Raw genomic sequence first — 20,279 nt, forward strand, 5'->3', positions numbered from 1 at the left:
TGCCACGAAACCCCGAGCCACACAAGGTCCTCAACACGACGAACCCCCGCACACCCGCTCACACCCAACAACTACCACCACCCCACCCACTCACATCACCGCGCCGGACCGGTGGTCGGACGAACACGCGGTGCGTGAACGGCTCGCGCACCACAAGCTCACCGTCGACCGGTTCTTCACCGCCTACGCCGAGCCCCTGTCCAACCGCCTGACATCCTGCGGCCGCCCGAGGTCCTGTGGTTCTGTCTGATTTCCCACCACGGCGGCAGCCGGTCATACCCGGCGCCACCGTGCCATCGCGAAGGAGAAGAGCCCGAAGCACGCCAGGCCCGCGGCGACGAGAGCCAGCAGCCAGGGGCCCGTTGGCGTCTCGGCGAAGGAGCGCAGGGCGTCATCGAGGCCCTTGGCCTCGTTCGGCTCGTAGGTCAGGGCGGCGCGCGTGATGAAGACGCCGACGACCGCGAAGACGGCGCCGCGCGCCGCTCCCCCGACGACACCCGTGACGTCCGTGAACCGCCGTTCCTTCCGGGACATCGCGCCGAGCTTCAGGTGCTTGTGGTACTTGCGCAGCACGGCCCGGCCGGCGATCCACACGCCGGCGACGACGATGCCGGCTCCGGCGAGGCCCACTAGCCACCGGCCGCCCGGCAGGTCCAGTGCCCGTGCGGTGACGTCCTTGGACTGCTGATCGCCGGAGCCGCTGCCACTGCCGCTCTCGCCGGCGGCGAACATCAGCACCGAGTACACGACGAACGCGTAGAAGACGCAGCGCGCCGCCGACGCCAGGCGCTTGCGCGCCTTGTGCCCGCCCTCGCCGGCGGCACCGAACAGGGCCTCCGACAGGCGCCAGACGGCCATCCCGACAAGCCCCACCCCCAGGGCCCAAAGCAGAACCGACCCCAGCGGCTGAGCCGACAGCACGGCCAGCGCACCGCCCCGGTCGGCCTGCCCGCCCGAGTCACCGAAGGCGATCCGCAGGGCGATCAGCCCGACGAGCACATACAGGACGCCCCTGGCGGCGAAGCCCCACCGTGCCGCGATGCCGACCGCCGAACTGTTCACCGCACCACGCGCCCTGGCGCGCCAGGGGAACGAAAGCGTACGAGTGTTCATGCCCACCTCCCCCGTCCGCTTGCCCCTCACCACCTCACGGAAACCGTGGTGGCCCCGCACGCCCACAGGCACCGCCCAGGTCGGACATGTCACACTCGGCATGCGGGGCCGTGAGGTGTTCGACCCCGCCAGGCAGCGTCCACGGCCGGGGAGAAAATCTCAGGCATGGGCTGGCCGTTGTTCAAACGCTGGCCGGTGATGGTCAGGAACCGGCGCAGCTCGATGGTTGCGGTGGCCACGATGGTGCCCCTCTCGGTGTCGAGTGCTGCTCGGCCGACTCTGGCGGACCGGCCGCGGTGCTGTTCGACGCTGCGCACTTGAGGAGCCGGAGGGTCTCGTCCGGGTGCGCGGCGAGTTCACAGGGCCCTGGCGCGCCGGGAAAACGGGACCCCCAGCGCTGCGCGCTGGGAAGAGAGGCCGGCGCCTTCGCGGCCGGGGTGACGAAGCGTGAGCCTCGCGCGTTGCGCGAGGCGAGGCCGGCGCCCGCTTCGCGGGCTTGGCCTCGGGGGCCTCCGCTTCGCTCCGGCCCCAGGGGTTGAGCCGCTTCGCATCTCAACCCAGGCCGCTCTGCGGCCGGTTGCTCCGGTCCGCTTCGCTCCCCGGCCTTGAGCCCGCTTGTGACGCCGCCCTGCCGCTTGTAGTCGATCTCCACCGAGCCGACCGGGGAGACCCAACCGAGCCTGACCACCTGATCCCAATCCGTCCTGCGGACGCCGAGCCGACGGGCGGCCTGGTCCGGGACGAGAGGGACGTGCCGGTCGAGCAGCACCGGCACGTCCCGGCGGCACGCCAGGACGGCCACCTGGTCCGGGGGGACGTCGAGGAGCTCCGCGTCCCCGCCAAGGCGGACCAGCAGACCGGCTCGGGCCAGGTGGCCGACCGCCGCCGCGGTCACCCGCGGCCGGCACCGCAACGGCATCCGCAGGGCCTGCGTCAGCCGGTCCACCGCCACCCCGGCACCGATCGGCCCCCGCAGCGCCGCGCGCACTGCTCCGGGTTGGCGGCCTCCACCACCGCCCGCGACCACACCCCCGGGCCGGCGTCCGCCAGCGGGACCAGGCCCGAGCCGACCGCCCACCGCCACGCCGCCAACGGCCGCCCAGCCGGCCGGCGGCCTGGTTCTCGTCGTAGTTCTCACGTACCGAACGCGCCATGAATCGCACTCCGATCGCACATCGACGGACCCGACCACCGGCCGCGCCGGAAAGATGCCGAAAGGTCCCGTTTGCTGTCATAGCCCTGATTCCGGGGCGAGTTGGCGGCACACCGTACAAGCCGCCTACGCGTACGCGAGGCCCGGATTCACCCCTGCGGAGGACACGAAGCGGGGGACGCCACCCATCGGTGCCGGCCCCCGAGGGGCCGGGCCGGTCGGTCAGGGCGCGGCGGGGCGGTCAGCCGGCCGCCGCGGCCAACCCCTGGCCGAAGGGCGGGACGTCGTCCGCCGTCACGTCAAGACGGATCCGCTGAAACCGGAGCGGGTGCCGGAAAACACCCTGGTCAATCGCCCTGTCCGCGCCCACCTCCGCCACCAGCTCCGGGCGGACCAGCGTGACGTCCAGGACCTCCCGGCTCCCCCATGCCGACGCGAACGTGACCCCGTCCACGGGTGCCCAGGACGGGCCGCGGCCAGGTGCTCGGCGACCTTCCGGGCGACGTCCGGGCGCAGGGGTACCGTGCGGCCGACCGCCCGCAGCCGGCCGAGGGTGTGGACCAGCGCGGCGGCGCGGGGGTGGGGGTCGTCGTAGACGGGTGCTCGAGGAGTTCGACGCGGTGGCGGGCGACCGCGGTAAGAGGGACGCCGAGGTCTTCGGGTGCTGGGTCGCGGTGGCCGGCGCGTTCGGCGACTTCGGCGATCCAGGTCAGGTGGACGTGCAGGGACATGCTCGCGTAGCCCCGGCCGGTGCGGGGGTGGGGGTGTGCTGGGCATCGAGTTGCTCTTCGAGGTCGTGCAGGAAGGTGCCGTGGGCATCGAGGAGGCGCTGGGCGGCGGCCATGCCGGCCGCGCGGGCGCCGGTGGTGTCTTCGGTGTTTAGGCGCTGCACGTGCTGGTTGAAGTCCAGGCCGCGCTCTGCGGCCGCATCCTTGCCCGCGACCAGGACCTCGGCTTCCAGGCCCAGGCGGAGCCGGGGAACCGTCTCTGCTCGGTTGCCAGCCGAGCAGGTAGCGGGGCGGGCGTGAACTGGACGTCGGTGCCGCCGCGGCCAGCCGTGCGCCTGACCGGCGCACATGCGGTCGACGCTCTCCCTGCGCACGCTCGTCAGGCGGCAGGAACGGGGTGCCGCCGCGGCCGGTCCTCGGTTCCCTCCACGCGCGGGGACGGTCTGTGACACGATCGTCCGGCACGGCCCACCGGGGGGAGGAGCAGCGCGTGGGGTGGGGCTACTGGCGCAAGGTGGTCTTCTTCTTCTCGCTGGCTGCGGCCTCCGCCGCAGGCCTCGTCGCAGTCGGCACCTACGGTGAGGGGTTCCAGCGGGACGACGACAAGAGCCTGATCTACCAGATCGGGGTGTCGCTGGCCGTGGTCGCGGTGCTGGGGACGTTCATCGAGAACCATCTGGTCGAGCGCGCCACCGTCAAAGCCCGGGAGCGGGCCATCAAGGCCGAGACCGAGCTGAACACCCTCTACACGGACGTCCTGCCCGTCATCGGGAGCGCGGTCAAGGCACAGGCCTCCCGGTACCGGCGGCTCAACCCGCCCGCGTCGGCCTCGGCCCCGGACGCCGACCTCGTCTCCAGGTTCGACGGTACCGTTCGGACGGTACTTGAGGCCGCCGTGAACCTGACCGCCAAACCACTGACGGCACCGCAAGCCAGGAGCGCGTACTACGAGCTCACGCCCGGCGGGGACTTCCTGCTCCGCGGGTTCTTCCCGGCCTCCGCCGCCAACCGGCCCCGCCCGCTGATCGCCGGCAACAGCACGGGCGGAGCGCACATCAAGACGGAGATCCTGGACGTTGGGCGGGTCTGGGCGGTGGACGGCGGCGACCCCAGCCGGGTCAGCCACCTCCGGCCGACCTCGGCCAACACCTACGCCGCGGTGATCGCCGCCCCCGTCACCGACGGTTCCCGGCACTTCGGCATGCTGGCGGTGGATGCCCCGGAAGCGGGCCAGTTCGTTCCCGAACACCAGCGGCTGATCGCGGCCCTGGCGGACTTCCTGGCCGCCTGTCGCGTATCCGTGGAACCGTGACCAGGCATGACGCAGCGGGAAGGGCAAGGGGACTACGAGGAGGTGACGGCGGATGGCCTTCACGACCAGCGGTGAGGACGAAGAGCGCCCCGAGCGGGAGGGGCGAACACAGGTGCCCGAGGAGCTCCTCGCCCTCCAGGCCCGGCGCGACCGTGCCCGGTACCGGGCCACCCGCCGCGTGGACGCCGACCTCGGCCGCGCGCAGGACGAGGCCCGGCCGCACTTGCTCGTCACCGTCCTGGCCACCTGCGCGTTCGCCCTCGTCGGCCTAGCGCTGCGGCCGGTCGCGCCAGGTCTGTGGTGGACGGCTCCCCTCGTCGCGGCAGGTGTGTCGGCGGTCGCCGCCGTGGGGTACGCCCGCACCGCGTCGGGCCGGCCTCCGTTCGGCCGCGTCCCGGGCCGGTGGGGCCGGGGCGGCGACCGCGCGGAGCGCTGAGGGCGGGGGCGGCGTCGGAGTGCACCCGCCAGCCACCCCTACGGAGCGGTTTCCCCCACGCCGTTGCCGAGCGCATTTCGGAACTGTGGCTGTCCAGCACCTTCGGGCTGCGTGCCGTCCATGCGGAAGGCGCCCGGGGCACCGTGCATGCCGACATCCACCGGGCTCCCGGCGAAGGGGTGGGCCTGAGGGCGAGGGGTATCCCGAGCCGGACGGGACCTGGAGCCCTGACTGATCCAACTGCTCAGTTGTAAGTGAGGGGCGGCCGAGACCGTTTGAGGGCGGTCTCGGCCGCCTCTGGATCCGTTCGGGCGGATCGAACGAAGTGGCTCCAATTGGAGCCACACGCCGGATGGGGCGAGTCAGCCGGGGCTGTCGGCTCGGCCCTGTTCTCGTACGGCTGCGGCCGATGCCGTGTGACGCTGCGTAACGTGTCGATAACCGCGCCACCAGCCGCAAAGGGTGGTGATCAGTCCTTGGACTGTGATCTTCCTGGGCCATGTGGCTCGTACACTGACGAAAATGGAGGACCACCCAGCCACCGGGATCGGTGCACGTCCGGCGCCCGCCTTGCGGGAGTACGTCGACTCGTATGTCGGCTTCGACCTCCGCGGGCTCCCGACGGGGGTGCACTGTGGCCCGCCGAGCCGCGCGCTCACTGCGGTGATCAGCCTGTCAGATCCTTTGGAGGTGGCGGCGGGCGTTGACGACGGGTCACCGGTCACCCGGTTCGGCAGCGTGGCCGGCGGTCTGATGTGCCGGTCCGTCGCGATCCACCACGACGGACGCCAGCAAGGTGTTCAGGTATCGCTGACACCGCTCGGGGCCCGGGCCATCTACGGCATGCCGTCCGCCGAGCTCGCCCACCGACTGGTCCCACTTGACGAGCTTCTCGGAGCGCTTGCCGTCGAGCTGGTCGACCGGCTCCGGTCGGCGACAACATGGGCGGCGCGGTTCACCGCGCTGGACGCGTTGCTCCTCCGAGCTGTCGGCCGTGGTGCCTGCGGCGACCACGTGCGCGGGGTGCGCCCCGAGGTGGCCGAGGCGTGGCGCCGCCTCGTCGCCGCGCGGGGTTGCGTCCAGGTCGGTGCGGTCGCCGCGGAGCTCGGCTGGAGCCGTCGGTACCTCACCGAGCGGTTTCGCGGTGAGGTGGGCCTGTCGCCGAAGACCTTCGCCCGAGTCCTGCGCTTCGAGCACGCGCACGAGCTGGCGGCGGCGCGGGACCCTCTCCCGTGGGGCGATGTGGCGACCGTCTCCGGCTACGCCGACCAGGCCCATCTCGTACGGGACTGGCGCGAGTTCACGGGCCGATCGCCGACGGCCTGGCGTCGCGGCGAAGTCCTCCTCGGAGCCGGGTAGTCGCCAACCGTCTGCCCTTCGCGTCGGCTTCTCTTCCCTTTTCTTCAAGACCGCCCGATCGCTGTCGTGGACGATCGTCGGCATGAGACTCGTCAACGACGAACGCAATGCCGTGGACCTGCGGACCACCCCCGTGCACCTCGGACTGGGATCGAGAGCGAAACCCGTCGGGGGTTTCGCCTGGGACCCGGAGGTGCTCCAGGCCTACAGCGCCGCGGTCGCGGCAGACGGAGCCGAGGGCCGGATGGTGATGATCTTCGATGGCGACGGGCCCGGGGACCATTGGGAGAGCCACCCCGCAGGTGACGAACTGGTCGTTTGCCTCAGCGGGTCCGTGACGGTCACCCGCGACGTGGACGGGGTGCTCGACCGCGTTCTCCTCGCACCGGGCGAGGCCACCATCAACCCGGCCGGGGTATGGCATGCGGTCGACATGGAGGGGCCGGCGTCCATCCTGTCCATCACCGCGGCCCTCGGCACCGACCACCGTCTTCGGACCGACACCCGCACGGCCGAACGGGTCGGCACGCCCAGCCCGGAGGAAGCGCCGTGACGACACGCGTCGCGTGCCTCGGCGACAGCCTCACCCGCGCGCAGTTCAGCGTCGACTACCTGGATCTCCTCGGACGACGCCACCCTCCCGGTGACGTGCAGCTCGCCCGTTTCGGCGCCAACGGCGACTTCGCCTACAACCTCTTGCAGCGCCTCGACGCCGTCGTCACGAACCCACCCGATGCGATCACCGTGTTGATCGGGACCAACGACGCCAGAGCGAGCCTTGCCGGCTACCCCGTCGAGCAGGTCATGAAGCGCAAACGGCTTCCCGGTCGCCCGTCGGCCGGCTGGTTCCAACAGTGCCTGGGAGCCGTCGTCGCACGGCTGCGAGCGGAAACCGACGCGACGATCGGTCTGCTGTCGCTGCCGGTACTCGGCCAACAACTCGACGGAGCGGCGGCACAGGCGTCGCAGGCGTACAGCCGGATGATCGCCGAGGTCGCCGCCACCAACGAGGTGGCCTACCTTCCGCTCCACGAACGCCAGATCGAGGAACTGCGCCAGGCGGACGCGCCGCCGATCGCATACCGGGAGGTGACGCCCGCAGCGGCCGTCGGCGTCCTCGTCCAGCACGCCGTGCTGCGCCGCAGCCTCGACACGATCTCGCGGCGGCGAGGCCTCGTGCTCACGACCGACCACATCCACCAGAACAGCCGCGGCGCCTCCCTTATCGCTGAGGTCATCGACGCCGGTCTGCTGACCCCGAGCGCGTAGCTGGTTCCGGCGCCCGGCCGGTCGGATGCCATTCTGCCGAGCGAAGGTGGCAGGGCTTCGGGCAGCGGACCTGGCAACTCGCCCGCTTCACCGGGACCGGCCCGTACCTGTTCGGTGACGGCTCTGCGCCACGGCGCACCAGCACGCCGGCCGCGACGTCCTCGAAGAGGCGGAGGAGGAAACGCAGTGACGATCACGGTCGAGGCGGTGGCCCCGCCCCTTCTCGGCGCCGGAGAGGGCCACCAGGCGGGTATCGGCGACTCAGCGCGGTGGGCCACTGCCACGCCCTCTACACCACCCTGCGCCGCACTGGCACCGGCGGCATGCCGATCCTCCTGACAGACGACGAACACAGGTACCCGCCCGGCGTCCTGGCCATCAGCATCGACACCCCCGGCATGCTCGGCTTCCACTAGTCAGCCGCCGAAACAGAGCGGTTGCCACTGGGCATGGGGCTTCCAGCCGGCCGACGGCCCTGTGTCGTGCCGGCCGCCTGCTGAAGGCCGTCGTGGGGCGGCGGTCCGTCGGCCACGGGGCGTGGCTAGCTTCTGTCGGGGCGGTCTTCTCGGGGTGTGAAGCGGGCCTGGGCCGCCAGGACGGCTTCGGTGTAGCGTCCTGCCCACGCGCCCATCGCGCGGATCGGGTCCAGCAGTGCGTGGCCCGCCTCGGTGAGTGAGTAGTCGACGCGTGGTGGGGCTTCGGCGTATGCCTGGCGTGCGACCAGGCCGTTGTACTCGAGGCGGCGCAGGGCTTCGTTGAGGACCTTGGGGCTGATGCCGCCGATGCGGGTGATCAGCGCGCGCGGCCTCATGGGCCCGCTCTCGCCGAGGATGTACACGATCACGCTGTCCCAGCGGTTCGACAGGACTTCGAAGGCCACCCGCGCCTGGCAGTCCGCGGCGTACTCGCCGCCGCCCAGGTCCTCGCCCGGGCCTTGTCCGTCTGTCTGTGCCCCCGTTTCGCTCACGCGATCATCCTGCCTGGCCCGACGCACACCGTGTGGTGTGCATCGGCGCGCCTAGCGTCCTGTCCGTCACACCTCGCACGTCTCGCGACACCGGACGACAGGAGCAAGCACATGCGCATCGGCATTCTCGGTACAGGGGCGATGGCCACGGCCCTCGGCGCGGCCTGGGTACGCGCCGGCCATGACGTTCGGGTGGGCGGTCGGGACACCCAAGCGGCCTCCCGCACCGCCCTGCTCACCGGCGCCTCCGGGCACGGCAGCCTCGCCGAGGCCGCGGCCCACGGGGACGTGGTCCTCCTCGCCGTGCCGGCGGGCGCCGCGCCACAGCTGGCCCGGGAACTGGCCCCCCTGTTCGCCGGGCGGACGGTGATCGACTGCACCGTCCCGATGGCGCCGGGCGAGGACGGCCCGGCCCTGACCACGGGCGGCGCCATCTCCGTCGCCCGGCTCATCGCGGACGCCGCCCCCCGCGCCCATGTGGTGAAGGCGTTCGGGGTGTGCCACCAGAGCATCTGGACCCTTCACCGGCCGGCCTTCGAAGGGGCCCCGCTGGCGGTCCCGTTCTGCACCGACCAGCCGGACGCCGCCACGCGGGTGGCGGAGATCATCACCTCCATGCACTGCACGCCTCTGCCCTGCGGCGGGCTCGACCGCGCTGCCCTGCTGGAGGCCACTGCCGTCTTCGCCATCGGTGTGTGGTGGTCGGGCGCCGAGGCCCGCTTCGCGTTCCCGGCGCCGGCCCTGGCCCCGGGGGCTGTTGACGAGTAGCCGGCACCTGGGGAGTGAGTGGGATTCGTCCAGCCCCATTGCGTTGCGCGTGACATCGGGTTCCCGATGGGGCGAGTCGCATGCGCCGGTGCCCGAGTCGGCACCGGTGGGCGGGTGGGTGGCCCGTACCGGACATGTCCGTGTTCGGGAGTGCGGACTCCTGGGTGCTCAGCGGACCCGGTGGTTCCGGTGGGGCGGGAGTGGCTTAAAGTCCCTGGGCCCGCTCCATGGAGGGCGGGGGTACAGCTCAGGGGAGGGTTCATGCGGATGCGCCGTAAATGGGCGGCACTGGCGGTCACGGTGGTGGCGGTGGCCGGTTCGGTGGTGGTGGCGGGGCCCGCCGCGGCGGCCAGCGCGTCGGGGGTTCACCAGGCCGATTTCAACGGGGACGGCTACAACGACCTCGTCACGAGCGCGCCTGCGGCGACGATCGGCGGCAAGTCGGGGGCCGGGTACGTGGCCGTGGTGCCGGGCGGCGCGAACGGGCTGGTCACGGCCCAGCGCAAGGTGTTCAGCCAGGCGACGGTCGGCGTACCGGGCGATCCGGAGACCGAGGAGTGGTTCGGCTACTCGCTGGCGACCGGCGACTTCAACGCCGACGGGTTCTCCGACCTGGCCGTGGGCACGCCGTACGACCGGACGGCCACGGTGGCCGTGAACCAGGCCCCCGGTTCGGTGACCGTGCTCTTCGGCAGCCCCGCCGGCTTGGTGAAGGCGGCACGGGTCATGGGTGCGGCGAAGCAGCTGGGGCTTGACGTCGTCGCGGCCGACATGGACGGCGACGGCCGCCCGGAGGTGGTGGCCAGCGAGTACCGGCTCTACCCGGACGGCGGTCTGCGGCGCTTCATCGTCCCCAAGGGCGGAACCACGCTGACGCGGACCGCCGACTACACGACCTTCGGCGCGTACGGGCTGGCGGCCGGAGACGTGGACGGCGACGGACGGGACGAGGTGGTGGCTCAGTTCGGCAGCCTGGGCAACATGCCGATGCTGGGCGTCTTCCACGGCGGGAAGCTGTCCGACAGCTCGGCGTGGTGGCCCGCGTCCTCGGGTATGGGCGGCTCGAACGCCGCCGTGGGGGACCTCGACAAGGACGGCAAGGCCGAGATCGTCATCGGTCGCCCGAATGCCAGCTGGTACGCGCCCGGCGGTGACGTCACGATCTGGAAGGGCCGTACCGGCGGCATCGCCGACGAGCCCGACCGGATCATCACGCAGACCACCGCCGGTGTGCCCGGGGCGGCGGAGGACGGCGACGGGTTCGGTACCTCCGTCGCGCTGGGCGACCTCAACGGGGACGGCCACCTCGACCTGGCCGTCGGGGCCGGACGCGAGGACAACGGCACGGTGGTGGACGGCGGTTCGGTCACGGTGCTGCGCGGCAGCGCGACCGGGATCGTCACCGCGACCGGAGGTGTGGTGCTGACCCAGAACTCCACGGGCGTCCCCGGCGCCACCGAGGCGCGGGACCAGTTCGGTTCGGCCGTGTCGCTGGTGGACTTCACCAAGGACGGCAAGGCCGAGCTGACGGTGTCCTCGTACGGCGAGAACAACAGCGCTGTCGAGTGGCCCTACTACGGCGACGGCGTCGTCAACGTGCTGCGCGGCACGGCCACCGGAATCGGCACGACCGGCGGGCTGTCGCTCAGTGCGGGGACGTTCGGCACCAACCCCGGCGGAAGCCCCTTCGGCTGGGCGGTCACCCGGTAGCAGCACCAGGAAGCGAGGCAGTGGCCCGCCGGAGCGTCGAGGCGCTCCGGCGGGCCACCGTCGTTCCCAGGTCGGGGGTCAGCGGGGCGTGTGCGCCCGGACGACCTTCGCCAGGTTCGTGGCTGAGAACGGCCTCCCGCAACTCGTGTGCGTGTAGTGCCCGGGGCCGGACGCACCGGGCCTCGAAAGGTTGTACGGGGAACGGCTAGGACTTCGCGTGGGGTGTGGATACCCTTCGATCACTTTCCGGGAGGATGACCGCTTCGCCCGCGCCGCCGGCCGCTGTGCCCGCGTGCGCCCTGGCCGTGCGTTTCCCGCCCCGGTTCATCGGCTCTATCAGGGGAACCCCTTTGTCTTCTTCGCGTTACCGGCGCCCGGGCCGTGTCGCGGCCTGCACCGCGCTCGCCCTCGCGGCGGGCACCCTGCTCTCCGCTCCTGCCGCCGCCGCGCCCGTGCCCGGTCCGGTCGGCAAGCCGGAGCCGGTCGTGTCCACGGCCACGTCGCACGACCCGGTCCCGGCTGCCGGCACCGGCTCCGGCGCGGCCCGTTCCACGTTCGCCTTCAAGGCGGCCAAGCCGCGCCTGGACCTGGACGGCGACGGCTGGACCGACATCCTGTCGCGCAGCCACTACGGCAACTCCTCGGCGAACCTGACCACCGGCGACGGCACGAGCACCGGCTACGCGGTGCTCGGAGACCAGACGGAGACGGTCCGCGACATCGTCGCCGTGGGCAACATCCGGGGCGGCTGGGGCGCCGAGGTCCTCAAGTGGTCCTACGACGGCCGCCTGTCGATGCACGAGGCGTACACGGACGGCACCCGGCCCGCCACCTGGACCGGCCGTGGCTGGTCCATCTACAACAGGATCGTCGCCGCCGGCGATCTGACCGGCGACGGGCGCGGTGACCTCCTGGCCCGCACCCCGGCCGGCGACCTGTACCTGTACCGGGCGACCGGTTCCGCCTCCGGCGAGCCCTTCGCGACCCGCGTGAAGATCGGTCCCGGCTGGCAGGCCTTCGACCAGATCGTGGGCGCCAACGACGTCGACGCCGACGGCTTCGGTGACCTGCTCACCAGGACCCCCGACGGCAACCTGTACTACTACAAGGGCACCGGCCAGGCCTCCGCCCCGTTCAAGGCCCGCACCTGGGTCGGCGGCGGCTGGAACGCCTACAACAAGGTGTTCGCGGCGGACGACCGCACCGGCGACGGCAAGGCCGACCTGTACGCCGTCACCCCGTGGGGCAAGCTGTACTTCTACGCCTCGCAGGGCAACGGCAAGTTCGCCGCCCGCCAGCAGACCGGCGAGGGCTGGACCAACACCGAGCTGATCGTGGGCTCGGGCGTCACCCCGGTCTACGGCAAGCACGGCCTCAGCGGCGTCAACAAGGCCGGCACGGTCTTCCAGTACGTCAACCAGACCAACGGCCGCTTCACGGACGACCCCTACTACATCGAGAAGCCGTGGCCCGCCGGCACCCAGCAGGTCACCGTGGCCGGCCTCACGAACGCCAGCTGGGTCACACGCTTCGCCTTCGACGGCACCAAGCTGACCCGCTTCGGGACGGACGTGCAGGTCGACGGCGACTTCACCCAGACGAAACTGCTGGTCGGCCCCGGTGACCTCACCGGGGACGGCAAGGGCGACCTGCTGACCCGCGACACGTGGGGCAACCTCTGGCTGCGCGCCGGCAACGGCACCGAGACGACCTTCGGCGCCCCGGTGAAGGTGGGCCCCGGCTGGAACGCGTACAAGACCATCGCCGGCGGCGGTGACATCTCCGGTGACGGCCACGCCGACATCGTGGCCGCGGCCCACGACGGCAAGCTGTACGCCTACCACGGCACCGGCAACGCGGCGGCGCCGTTCGGCGCGCGCCAGCTCGTCGGATCCGGGTGGAACATCTACACCGCCCTGGCGGTGGCCGGTGACCTCACCGGTGACGGCCGCGCCGACCTCGCCGCCCGCGACTCCGCCGGCACGATGTGGCTCTACCCCTCCCAGGGCTACACCGGCGCCAAGACCTTCGCGGCCCGCCAGTGGCTGGCCACCGGCTGGAACGTCTACACCCAGATCAACTGACGCCCATCCCCCGCTCGCGGCGCCCGTCACCGGACCCCCCGGCGACGGGCGCCGTCGCGTGTCCAGCCTCGCCCGGCGGTGCCGGTCGGCGTTGTCGTATCCGCGTGCGAGCGTGGCAGGGGACGAAGTCGTCCGCATCGGTATCGGAGGGGGAACAGTGACGGCAGAGGGTGACCACTGGGCCGGCGTGGGCTGGGACTGGAAGGACTACCGCGACATCCGCCGGCGCCTCGACGAAGGAGCCGATCCGGAGAAGTGGAGCGGTGGTCGGCCGCTGCACCGCGCGGCGGTGTTCGGTTCTCCTGAGGTCGTCGCGGAACTGGCACGGCGGGTTACGGACGTGGACGCGTTGGAGAACGGGGTGACGGCGCTGTGGGAGGCTGTCGTCTCCCGGAAGCCGGACAACGCCCGGGCGCTCGTCGCGGCAGGGGCCGATCCGTGGCTGCCATCGATCGGCGGCTGGTCGCCGGGGCGGCTGAGTCTGGCCGGGCCGACGCCGGACCTCTTCACGGTGCCGGCCGGGGTAGGGCTGACCGACAGGGAGCGCGCGGCGGCACAGGAGGCTGTGCGGCTGCTCGCGGCTCTGGGCGAGTTCCACTACGAAGGCATGGGGATGGCCTGCGTGGCCGGGATCGACGCGGACGAAGCGGTACGACGCCTGGAGGCGACGCCCGCGCCCACTGAGGTCATTGATGAGCTTCTCGAGGATTGGTACGCGTACGACGGTGACGACTCCTTGCGGATGCTCGGTGTGACCTCCGTTCCAGGCGGGTGCGTGGTGACCCAGCCGTGGGGGTACGCGCCGAAGATGCCTGGTGTACTGACCCGGCTGTCCGTGGAGACCGTCTGTTACGGCCTCTACGCCAATGCCAAGAGCGGCAATCAGGGCGGCTTCGCCCGCAACGGCCGTATCGAGGGCTGGGATCTTCATCCGGGCGGCGCGCCTGACGAGAACGACACCTCGGAGGAGGTGCTGCGTTCCTACCTCTACTACAACCCGGTGGCCTACTGTTGCGCCTTCACGGGACTGCGGCTGACTGACGCGCGTGCAGTCGTCGGACCTCCCGACATGTGGGTCGAACTGCCGGACCGCGATTACTGGAGCCACCGCTACTGGCAACGCTGAAGCCGCGTGCCTGGACCGGGCAGGGCCGCTGCTCGGGCCGGCTCGAGCCTGAACCCGAGGTCGTGGTCGGTGGCAGGCTGGCGGCGCGGTGGTCGGCTCCGCCCGTTCCGTGCGTGCACGCGCTCCTCGACCGCTGCCCGGCAGGCCTCGCGTAATCTGGCCGCGCCGCGGTGGGGAGGTAGCGCAGAGGTCGTCGCACCCTCTTGCTCAGAGGGATGACGCCGGTTCGAATCCGGCCCACCCCCACCGCGCGCCGCTGCGCGGTGGTTTGCCGGGTCCGGCCTGGCCGGTGCTTGTACAAGGCCGGCTTGACGGGCCGGCCTGGCCGGGCGGCGACGCCGCCCCCGACGGCTGTGCGTGCGGCAGGCCGCGGAGCGAGAAGCTCCGCGGCCTGCCGCAGGCGCAGCCAACGGGGGTCAGGGCTGGCGGCGGTCGCGCAGGGAGTCCTTGACCCCGCGGGCCTGCTCCTCGGCCTTGCCCGCTACTTCCCGCGCCTTGCCCTTGACCTGGTCGGCCCTGCCCTCGGCCTTCATCCGCTCATTTCCGGTCGCCTTCCCCGCGACCTCCTTCGCCTTGCCCTTGACCTGCTCAATCTTGCCCTTGGCCTTTTCAGCCATGACCAACACTTCCTTTTCCGAAAGGACGGACGATCAATGGACAAGTTAGGTCAGATCGGAGGGTTGCGCGCGCCGGGGGCGTGACCTCCGGGTCGAGCGGCTGGGTCGCCGGGGGTGGCAGGATGGCGCGGTGGTCGGCTCTTCGGGGGAATCGTGGCTGCGTGGCATCGCCTTCAATCCGGCGGCGCCCGCCGACGTGCTGGTGCGGCTGTTGGGTGGTGGGGCCGGTGAGGCCGGGCTGGTGATGTGCGCGGGGCGTGACCTGCCCGGCGCCGTCGTCGATGCTGCCCTGCGCCATCCGGACCGGGGTATCCGCTGTGCGCTCGCCCGCAACCAGTACGTCGACCCCGCGCGGCTCGCCCCTTTGGCCACGGACCCGTCGGGGATCGTCCGTGGGCAGCTCGCCGACGGCCCCCGTGGCTTCCCCCGACGGGTCCGACCGCTGCCGGACGAGGTACTGGTGACCCTCCTGACCGCCCGGGACGGGGGCGAGGACGGCAGGGTCACCGCGCAGGAGATCGTCGGGGAGCTCGAATCGTCGCGGCAGATGCCGCTGTCCTTCTTCCGCCGCATGGCCGGCCATGAAGACCCGGGACTGCGGACGGTGGCCACCTGGAGGTGGGGCTCGCTCACTGCGGCGCAGCGGGCGGGGCTGCTCGGCGACCCGGACCCCGCGGTCCGTGAGGCGGCGCGGGAAAGGAACTGGGAGGCGGACCCCGAGCGGGTGGAGGCCCGGCTGGCGGCCTCCGGGTCGCGCGGGAACGGGTCCGTGTTCGGGTCGTGTGCGCTGTCCCCCGCGCTGGTCGAGCGGTGCTTCGCGGACGGCCCGGTGCGCCTCCTGGCCCGGAACCCGCACGCCCCGGCCCACGCCGTGGCCCGGCTCGCCCGCCACCCCGAGGCGGAGGTGCGTGCTTTGGTCGCAGCCCGGCCCGACCTGGGACCGGAGCTGGTCGCGGAGTTGATGGGGGATCCGGACGGGAGCGTGCGGATGCGGGTGCGGCTGCATCCCTTTCCCCGGACGTGGGCGGAGTACTGGGCGATCAGCTGGGTCATGGGGCACGGTGCCGACTGCACCTGTCCGTTCGTCGAGCCGTTCGCGGAGGTGGACGCCGGTCCGGGCGTCGGGCCTTCGGCCGACTGGTTCGCCGCCTGTGCGGTGTCCGGGGAGCCGGTGCTCCGCCGGGTGGCGGCGAGTTGGCCGGGGCTGCCGGCGGAACTCGTCGAGGCGCTCGCGCGGGACGACGACGAGGAGGTGAGGATCCGGCTGGCCTGCCACCACCCACTGGCTCCGGCAGGGCTCCTCGTCGACGTGTTCGTCACCCGCCCGGTGCATCGTCCGCACCTGTCGGCTCTGCCCGTGTTTCCCCGTACCGGCTGGGCCCACCTCATCGGCCACCCGGATCCGCAGGTGCGGGCCCTGGCCGCGGCGGATCCCGCCGTGTCCGATCCTCCGGTGGAGGACCCCGACGTCTCGGTGCGCCGGGCGGCGGCCGCCAACCCGAGGCTGTCGGGGGAAGCCCTGGAGGTGCTCCTCGCCGACCCCCGTACCGCGGAGGGCGCTGCGGCCAATCCGGCCCTGCCCGTTCCGCGCATGCACGCGCTCCTCGACCACTGCCTGAACGGCAGCACCAAGACCTGACGTCGTCGTTCCGGTCCGGCCCACCCCGCCGCGCGCCGCTAGACGGCGGGCTGCCAGGTGAAGCCGTCCGGGTCGGTGAAGGCGTCGGTGGTGGTGCCCAGGACGATGCGGTGGGAGCCGGTGCCGTCGGTGGGGACGCCGAGGTCCTTGGCCAGGGCGCGGCGCTTGTACAGCGCCAGCTTGACGGGGCAGGACCGGCCGGGGGCGAACTCGACGTACTTGCTACCGAAGCTCTTGGCGACGGTCAGGCCGCGGGCGACGTAGAACTGCTTGGTGGCCTTCACGGACTCGACGCCGAGCAGCAGGACGACCTCGTCGATCTCGCGGGTATCGGGGCCGGTGTCCTTCTTCGCCGAGGTCGCGATCTTCCAGATCGTCCCGTCGGGGGCCTGGACGACGGCGCCGTAGCCCCACAGCGACTTCGTGGCGGGCTTAAGGACGGTGGCGCCGGCGTCGACGGCGGCGCCGAGGAAGCCGTCGACGGTGGCCGGGCCGGAGACCGTGAGGCCCAGGGTGAAGCCGCGGAAGCCGGTGGAGTGCGTGTCGGAGGCCCGCAGGTGCAGGTACGCCTCCACGCCGAAGGCGGTGTAGAAGCGGCGGGCGGCCTCGGGGTCGGCCACCTCGAGGGTGACGGACGCGAGGGAGGTGACGGCTGCGGTGGAGGTGGTGGTTGCCATGGCCGACACGCTAGGGGCTGGGTGGCGGCGGGGGCTTCTCCGTTCCTGACCGGCTGCTCCACGGCTGCCGCTGTGCCGCGAGCCGGCTGCGTAGCATCCTGGTGAGTGTGCAGCTCAACGGCTGTTTCCGGAGCGGAGTGACGAATGCAGAAGACCGGCAGGGCCGTGCTTCGGCCGCATCAGGAAGAGGCTGTGGAGGCCATCGTCCGAGGGCTGGACATTCCGCCGGGGCGGAGGATTCCCGAGGGCGGGCTGCGGGCGACGGTGGTGGCGGCGTGCGGGACCGGGAAGACGTTCATGGCGGCTGCGGCCGCGTTGCGGCTGGCGCGGGGCGGGCGAGTGCTGGTGCTGGTGCCGACCCTGGACCTGCTCGTCCAGACCGTCCGGGAATGGCGCGTGGCCGGGCACACCGGGCCCGCGGTGGCCGTGTGCTCGCTGCAGGACGGCCCGCAGCCGTACGGGCTCGGCGTGCGCTCCACGACGTCGGCGCCGCAACTGGGGCTGTGGCACGGTCGGGGGCCGGTGACGGTGTACGCCACCTACGCCTCGCTGCCGGTGGTCGCCGAGGCGCATCGCGGGGAGTACGGGTTGCCGATGGACGTCTTCGACCTGGTCGTCGTCGACGAGGCGCACCGGACGTCGGGGGCGGTGGGGAAGGCGTGGGCCGATGTGCACCACCAGGAGGTCATCCCGTCGATGCGCCGGCTCTACATGACGGCCACGCCGAGGATCTGGCAGGAGCGGCCCGCGCGCAGCCGGCGGGAGGAGGAGCTGTACCGGGCGCAGGTCGAGGCGGTCGACGAGCAGACGGCGGGACGGACCAGGCGGGTGCGGGATCCGCTGCCCAGGGAGCTGGCGTGTTCGATGGACGACGAGAGCGTGTTCGGGCCGGTGGTCTACGAGCTGTCGCTGGCGTCGGCCGTTTCGCGGGGGTTGCTGGCCAAGTACCAGATCGTGGTCGCCGAGCTCACCGACCCGGTCGTCACCCCGGACCGTCTCTTCGGCGCCGAGCGGTGGGAGGAGCGGTTGCGCGGAGAGCGGCTGGCGGCGATGCAGACCACGCTGCTGGAGACCATGGCCGCGCACGATCTGAAGACGACCATCACGTTCCACCACCGGACCGTGGAGGCGGAGGCCTTCGCCGCGGGCCTGCCGCGGGTGGCGGCCCGGCTCCACGCCGTCGATCCCGCCCGGCACCCGGCGGCGGAGCGGGTGTGGTCGGGGTGGTTGTGCGGCGAGCACGAAGGCGAGCACCGGGCGGCGGTGCTGGCCGAGTTCGGGCGCCGGGCGGGGCGGGCGGTGCTGTCGAACTGCCGGGTGCTCGGGGAAGGCGTCGACATCCGCGCCGTGGATTCCGTGGCGCTGATCGACCCCAAGGGGTCGGCCGTCGACATCGTCCAGGCCATCGGCCGCGCGTTGCGGCAGAAGCCCGGTGAGGGGAAGACGGCCACCCTGATCGTGCCGGTGTTCCTGAGGGAGGACGAAAGGCCGGAGGACATCCTGTCCTCGACGTCCTACGGGCCCCTGATCCGGGTTCTGAACGGGCTGCGGGCGCATGACGAGCGCGCCGTGGAGATGCTCGCGGTTCCGCAGGAGGCCCAGAAGCGGGTCGTCCAGCCGTCGCCGATGGTCGGCGAGGCGCCTGGCGAGGGGGGCGAGGAGAACCGGTTGCTGCTCCGGTTCGCCGTGCCGCGCGATCCGGCCCTGATCGCGAAGTGGATCAGCTACCAGGTCCTCGACACCGAACGGGCCGACTGGCGCCGCGGTGTCGAAGCCGCCCGGCGGTACCGGGAGCGGGAGCGGGATCTGGACGTGCCCTACGACCACACCGAGGGCGCCTATCCGCTGGGGCGGTGGCTGTCGGACCAGCGGCGGGCCTTCCGGGCCGGGGTGATGACCGGAGCGCGGGCGGCCCGGTTGGAGGAGCTGGGGATCGTGTGGGACACCGCCGATGCCGGGTTCGCGGAGAACCTCGCGGCGGCGCGGGCGTACTTCGCCGAGCACGGCACCCTCGCGGCTCCCCGGCACGCCACGGCGCTGGACAAGCCGGTCGGGCAGTGGCTGACCAACGTCCGCCGGCCCGGCGGGCTGGGCAAGGACCCCGTCCGGGCCGGGCGGCGGGCGGAGGAGCTGGCGGCGATCGACCCCGACTGGAACCCGGGTGCGCTGGGGTGGACGGTCGACTGGCAGCGCCAGTACGCGTACCTGGTCCAGCTGCTCGCCGAAGGGGCGCGCCCGGGGGCCGTCGTGCCGGGAGTGACGCGGCACGGTGAGGACGTGGGGCGTTGGCTCGCGACGCAGCGGCGGGACTGGGAGCTGCTGAGCGAGGAGCAGCGGAGGCGGCTCGGGGAGCTGGGCGTGAGGAAGGCCGTACGGCCGCGCAGGGCGGCCGTGGGGGCGGGTGCGGCCGGTAGCGCGGCCGGGAGGGCTTCGGAGGCCTTCCAGAGGGGCCTGAGGGCCCTGGCACAGTACGTGGGCCGGGAGGGCGGCATGCCGTCCCGCGCCCATGTCGAGCGGCTCCCCGACGGGACCGCGCATCGCACGGGGGTGTGGATCGCCAACCAGAAGCAGCGCCGCGACCGACTCGACGCCGGCCAGCTCGAAGCCCTAGCCGAGCTGGGCGTCCTCTGGGCGCGGTAGGGCTTCTGCGCGGTTCGGCCGTCGCCCGGGGAGTTGGTGGGGCGGTGAGCCCGTGGATCCGGGCCGGGAGCAACGGCCGGTCCCCGAGCGCGGACTTCGGCCCGCATGGCTCGCTCTGTGGGCCGGGAGGGGGGAATCGGGGGCGGGTGGCGGCTTGGTCGGGGGGCGGGGTGGGGGTGGGTGGTCATGCTCGGAGGGCACCCCTCCCTCGGTACTCCCTCCCCGCCAGGGGCTGGAGCGCCGTTTGGACCCTTCGGTCCCTGTCCCTTCAGTCACTGCATAAACCTGCAGGTCAGGGGCGTCTGCCCGCAGGCGAAGGGACTGAAGGGACTCAAATCTCTAGTTATGAGCCAACTATGTACATGGGCCTGGTTACATACGCCCGCGCATACGCGCACGCACGTAAAGAGTGGAAGAGGGGATTCTGAGTCCCTTCAGTCCCTGGGTCGGCGAGGGCAGGGCTTTGACCTGCGGGTTTGTGGAGGGACTGAAGCAGTAGGGACTGAAAGGGACCGAAGGGGGTTCAGTACCTGGGTGGGGAGGGGGAGGGTGGGACGGTTGGTCGTGGGTGTGGCTGCCGGCCGGGCGTGGGGTGACGGTGGAGTGAGGGTTGGGGAGGCGTGGAGCCGGGGTCGAGCGGGGGTGGTGCGGTGGTCGGGTGGGGGTGCGACACGCCCGGGT

At 72.2% G+C, this 20,279-nt stretch carries 16 protein-coding genes and 1 tRNA gene; 13 read left to right on the forward strand and 4 right to left on the reverse strand.

From position 1 onward, the window contains the following. Positions 1-273: 273 nt before the first annotated feature. On the reverse strand, positions 274-1,113 hold the full coding sequence (locus ACFY61_RS26115) for a DUF1206 domain-containing protein (RefSeq protein ID WP_389475667.1): 840 nt from the start codon (positions 1,111-1,113) through the stop codon (positions 274-276). A 2,371-nt stretch (positions 1,114-3,484) separates the two neighbouring features. Between ACFY61_RS26115 and ACFY61_RS26120 the strand changes: the two genes are divergently transcribed. The 6 genes from ACFY61_RS26120 to ACFY61_RS26145 all read left to right on the forward strand — a co-directional run bounded on the left by ACFY61_RS26120 (position 3,485) and on the right by ACFY61_RS26145 (position 7,786). Beyond that, a complete protein-coding gene (locus ACFY61_RS26120; protein ID WP_389475668.1) occupies positions 3,485-4,306 on the forward strand; it encodes a GAF domain-containing protein in 822 nt (273 codons plus the stop codon). 52 nt (positions 4,307-4,358) lie between these two features. Further along, the gene (locus ACFY61_RS26125; protein ID WP_389475669.1) at positions 4,359-4,742 is read left to right on the forward strand and encodes a hypothetical protein; all 384 of its coding nucleotides are present in this window, start codon (positions 4,359-4,361) and stop codon (positions 4,740-4,742) included. A 522-nt stretch (positions 4,743-5,264) separates the two neighbouring features. Further along, a complete protein-coding gene (locus ACFY61_RS26130; protein ID WP_389475671.1) occupies positions 5,265-6,101 on the forward strand; it encodes a helix-turn-helix domain-containing protein in 837 nt (278 codons plus the stop codon). An 82-nt stretch (positions 6,102-6,183) separates the two neighbouring features. Next, entirely contained in the window at positions 6,184-6,654 is a 471-nt protein-coding gene (locus tag ACFY61_RS26135) for a cupin domain-containing protein (RefSeq protein WP_389475673.1), read from the forward strand. Further along, the gene (locus tag ACFY61_RS26140; protein WP_389475674.1) at positions 6,651-7,370 is read left to right on the forward strand and encodes an SGNH/GDSL hydrolase family protein; all 720 of its coding nucleotides are present in this window, start codon (positions 6,651-6,653) and stop codon (positions 7,368-7,370) included. The genes ACFY61_RS26135 and ACFY61_RS26140 overlap by 4 nt, the downstream gene beginning before the upstream one ends. A 269-nt stretch (positions 7,371-7,639) precedes the next feature. Beyond that, a complete protein-coding gene (locus tag ACFY61_RS26145; RefSeq protein ID WP_389475676.1) occupies positions 7,640-7,786 on the forward strand; it encodes a hypothetical protein in 147 nt (48 codons plus the stop codon). Between the two features lie 125 nt (positions 7,787-7,911). On the opposite strand, the gene ACFY61_RS26150 is transcribed toward ACFY61_RS26145, so the two are convergent. Next, positions 7,912-8,337 (reverse strand): winged helix-turn-helix transcriptional regulator, encoded by a 426-nt coding sequence (locus tag ACFY61_RS26150; RefSeq protein WP_389475678.1) that lies wholly within the window; start codon positions 8,335-8,337, stop codon positions 7,912-7,914. Positions 8,338-8,367: 30 nt separating this feature from the next. On the opposite strand from ACFY61_RS26150, the gene ACFY61_RS26155 reads away from it, so the two are divergent. The 5 genes from ACFY61_RS26155 to ACFY61_RS26175 all read left to right on the forward strand — a co-directional run bounded on the left by ACFY61_RS26155 (position 8,368) and on the right by ACFY61_RS26175 (position 14,270). After that, positions 8,368-9,105 carry an NADPH-dependent F420 reductase gene (locus ACFY61_RS26155; RefSeq protein ID WP_389475680.1) on the forward strand — a complete coding sequence of 246 codons (738 nt, stop codon included), beginning with the start codon at positions 8,368-8,370 and terminating at the stop codon, positions 9,103-9,105. Between the two features lie 261 nt (positions 9,106-9,366). Further along, positions 9,367-10,815, forward strand: coding sequence for an FG-GAP-like repeat-containing protein (locus ACFY61_RS26160; RefSeq protein ID WP_389475682.1), 1,449 nt, complete (start codon positions 9,367-9,369; stop codon positions 10,813-10,815). Between the two features lie 350 nt (positions 10,816-11,165). Beyond that, a complete protein-coding gene (locus tag ACFY61_RS26165; protein ID WP_389475684.1) occupies positions 11,166-12,899 on the forward strand; it encodes an FG-GAP repeat domain-containing protein in 1,734 nt (577 codons plus the stop codon). A gap of 157 nt (positions 12,900-13,056) precedes the next feature. Continuing rightward, positions 13,057-14,025, forward strand: coding sequence for an ankyrin repeat domain-containing protein (locus ACFY61_RS26170; RefSeq protein WP_389475686.1), 969 nt, complete (start codon positions 13,057-13,059; stop codon positions 14,023-14,025). Positions 14,026-14,197: 172 nt separating this feature from the next. Further along, positions 14,198-14,270 (forward strand) — tRNA-Ser (locus tag ACFY61_RS26175). A 171-nt stretch (positions 14,271-14,441) separates the two neighbouring features. On the opposite strand, the gene ACFY61_RS26180 is transcribed toward ACFY61_RS26175, so the two are convergent. Beyond that, positions 14,442-14,642, reverse strand: a complete 201-nt coding sequence (locus tag ACFY61_RS26180; protein ID WP_389475688.1) for a CsbD family protein — start codon at positions 14,640-14,642, stop codon at positions 14,442-14,444. A 130-nt stretch (positions 14,643-14,772) separates the two neighbouring features. On the opposite strand from ACFY61_RS26180, the gene ACFY61_RS26185 reads away from it, so the two are divergent. Continuing rightward, positions 14,773-16,281 (forward strand): hypothetical protein, encoded by a 1,509-nt coding sequence (locus ACFY61_RS26185; RefSeq protein ID WP_389475690.1) that lies wholly within the window; start codon positions 14,773-14,775, stop codon positions 16,279-16,281. A gap of 38 nt (positions 16,282-16,319) precedes the next feature. On the opposite strand, the gene ACFY61_RS26190 is transcribed toward ACFY61_RS26185, so the two are convergent. Then, positions 16,320-16,958 carry a glyoxalase gene (locus ACFY61_RS26190; RefSeq protein WP_389475692.1) on the reverse strand — a complete coding sequence of 213 codons (639 nt, stop codon included), beginning with the start codon at positions 16,956-16,958 and terminating at the stop codon, positions 16,320-16,322. 144 nt (positions 16,959-17,102) lie between these two features. On the opposite strand from ACFY61_RS26190, the gene ACFY61_RS26195 reads away from it, so the two are divergent. Beyond that, complete coding sequence (locus ACFY61_RS26195; protein ID WP_389475694.1) at positions 17,103-19,598, forward strand: Helicase associated domain protein; 2,496 nt, start codon at positions 17,103-17,105, stop codon at positions 19,596-19,598. Positions 19,599-20,279: the final 681 nt, after the last annotated feature.

This window comes from Streptomyces sp. NPDC012888, from assembly GCF_042900645.1.
Classification (GTDB): Bacteria; Actinomycetota; Actinomycetes; order Streptomycetales; family Streptomycetaceae; genus Streptomyces.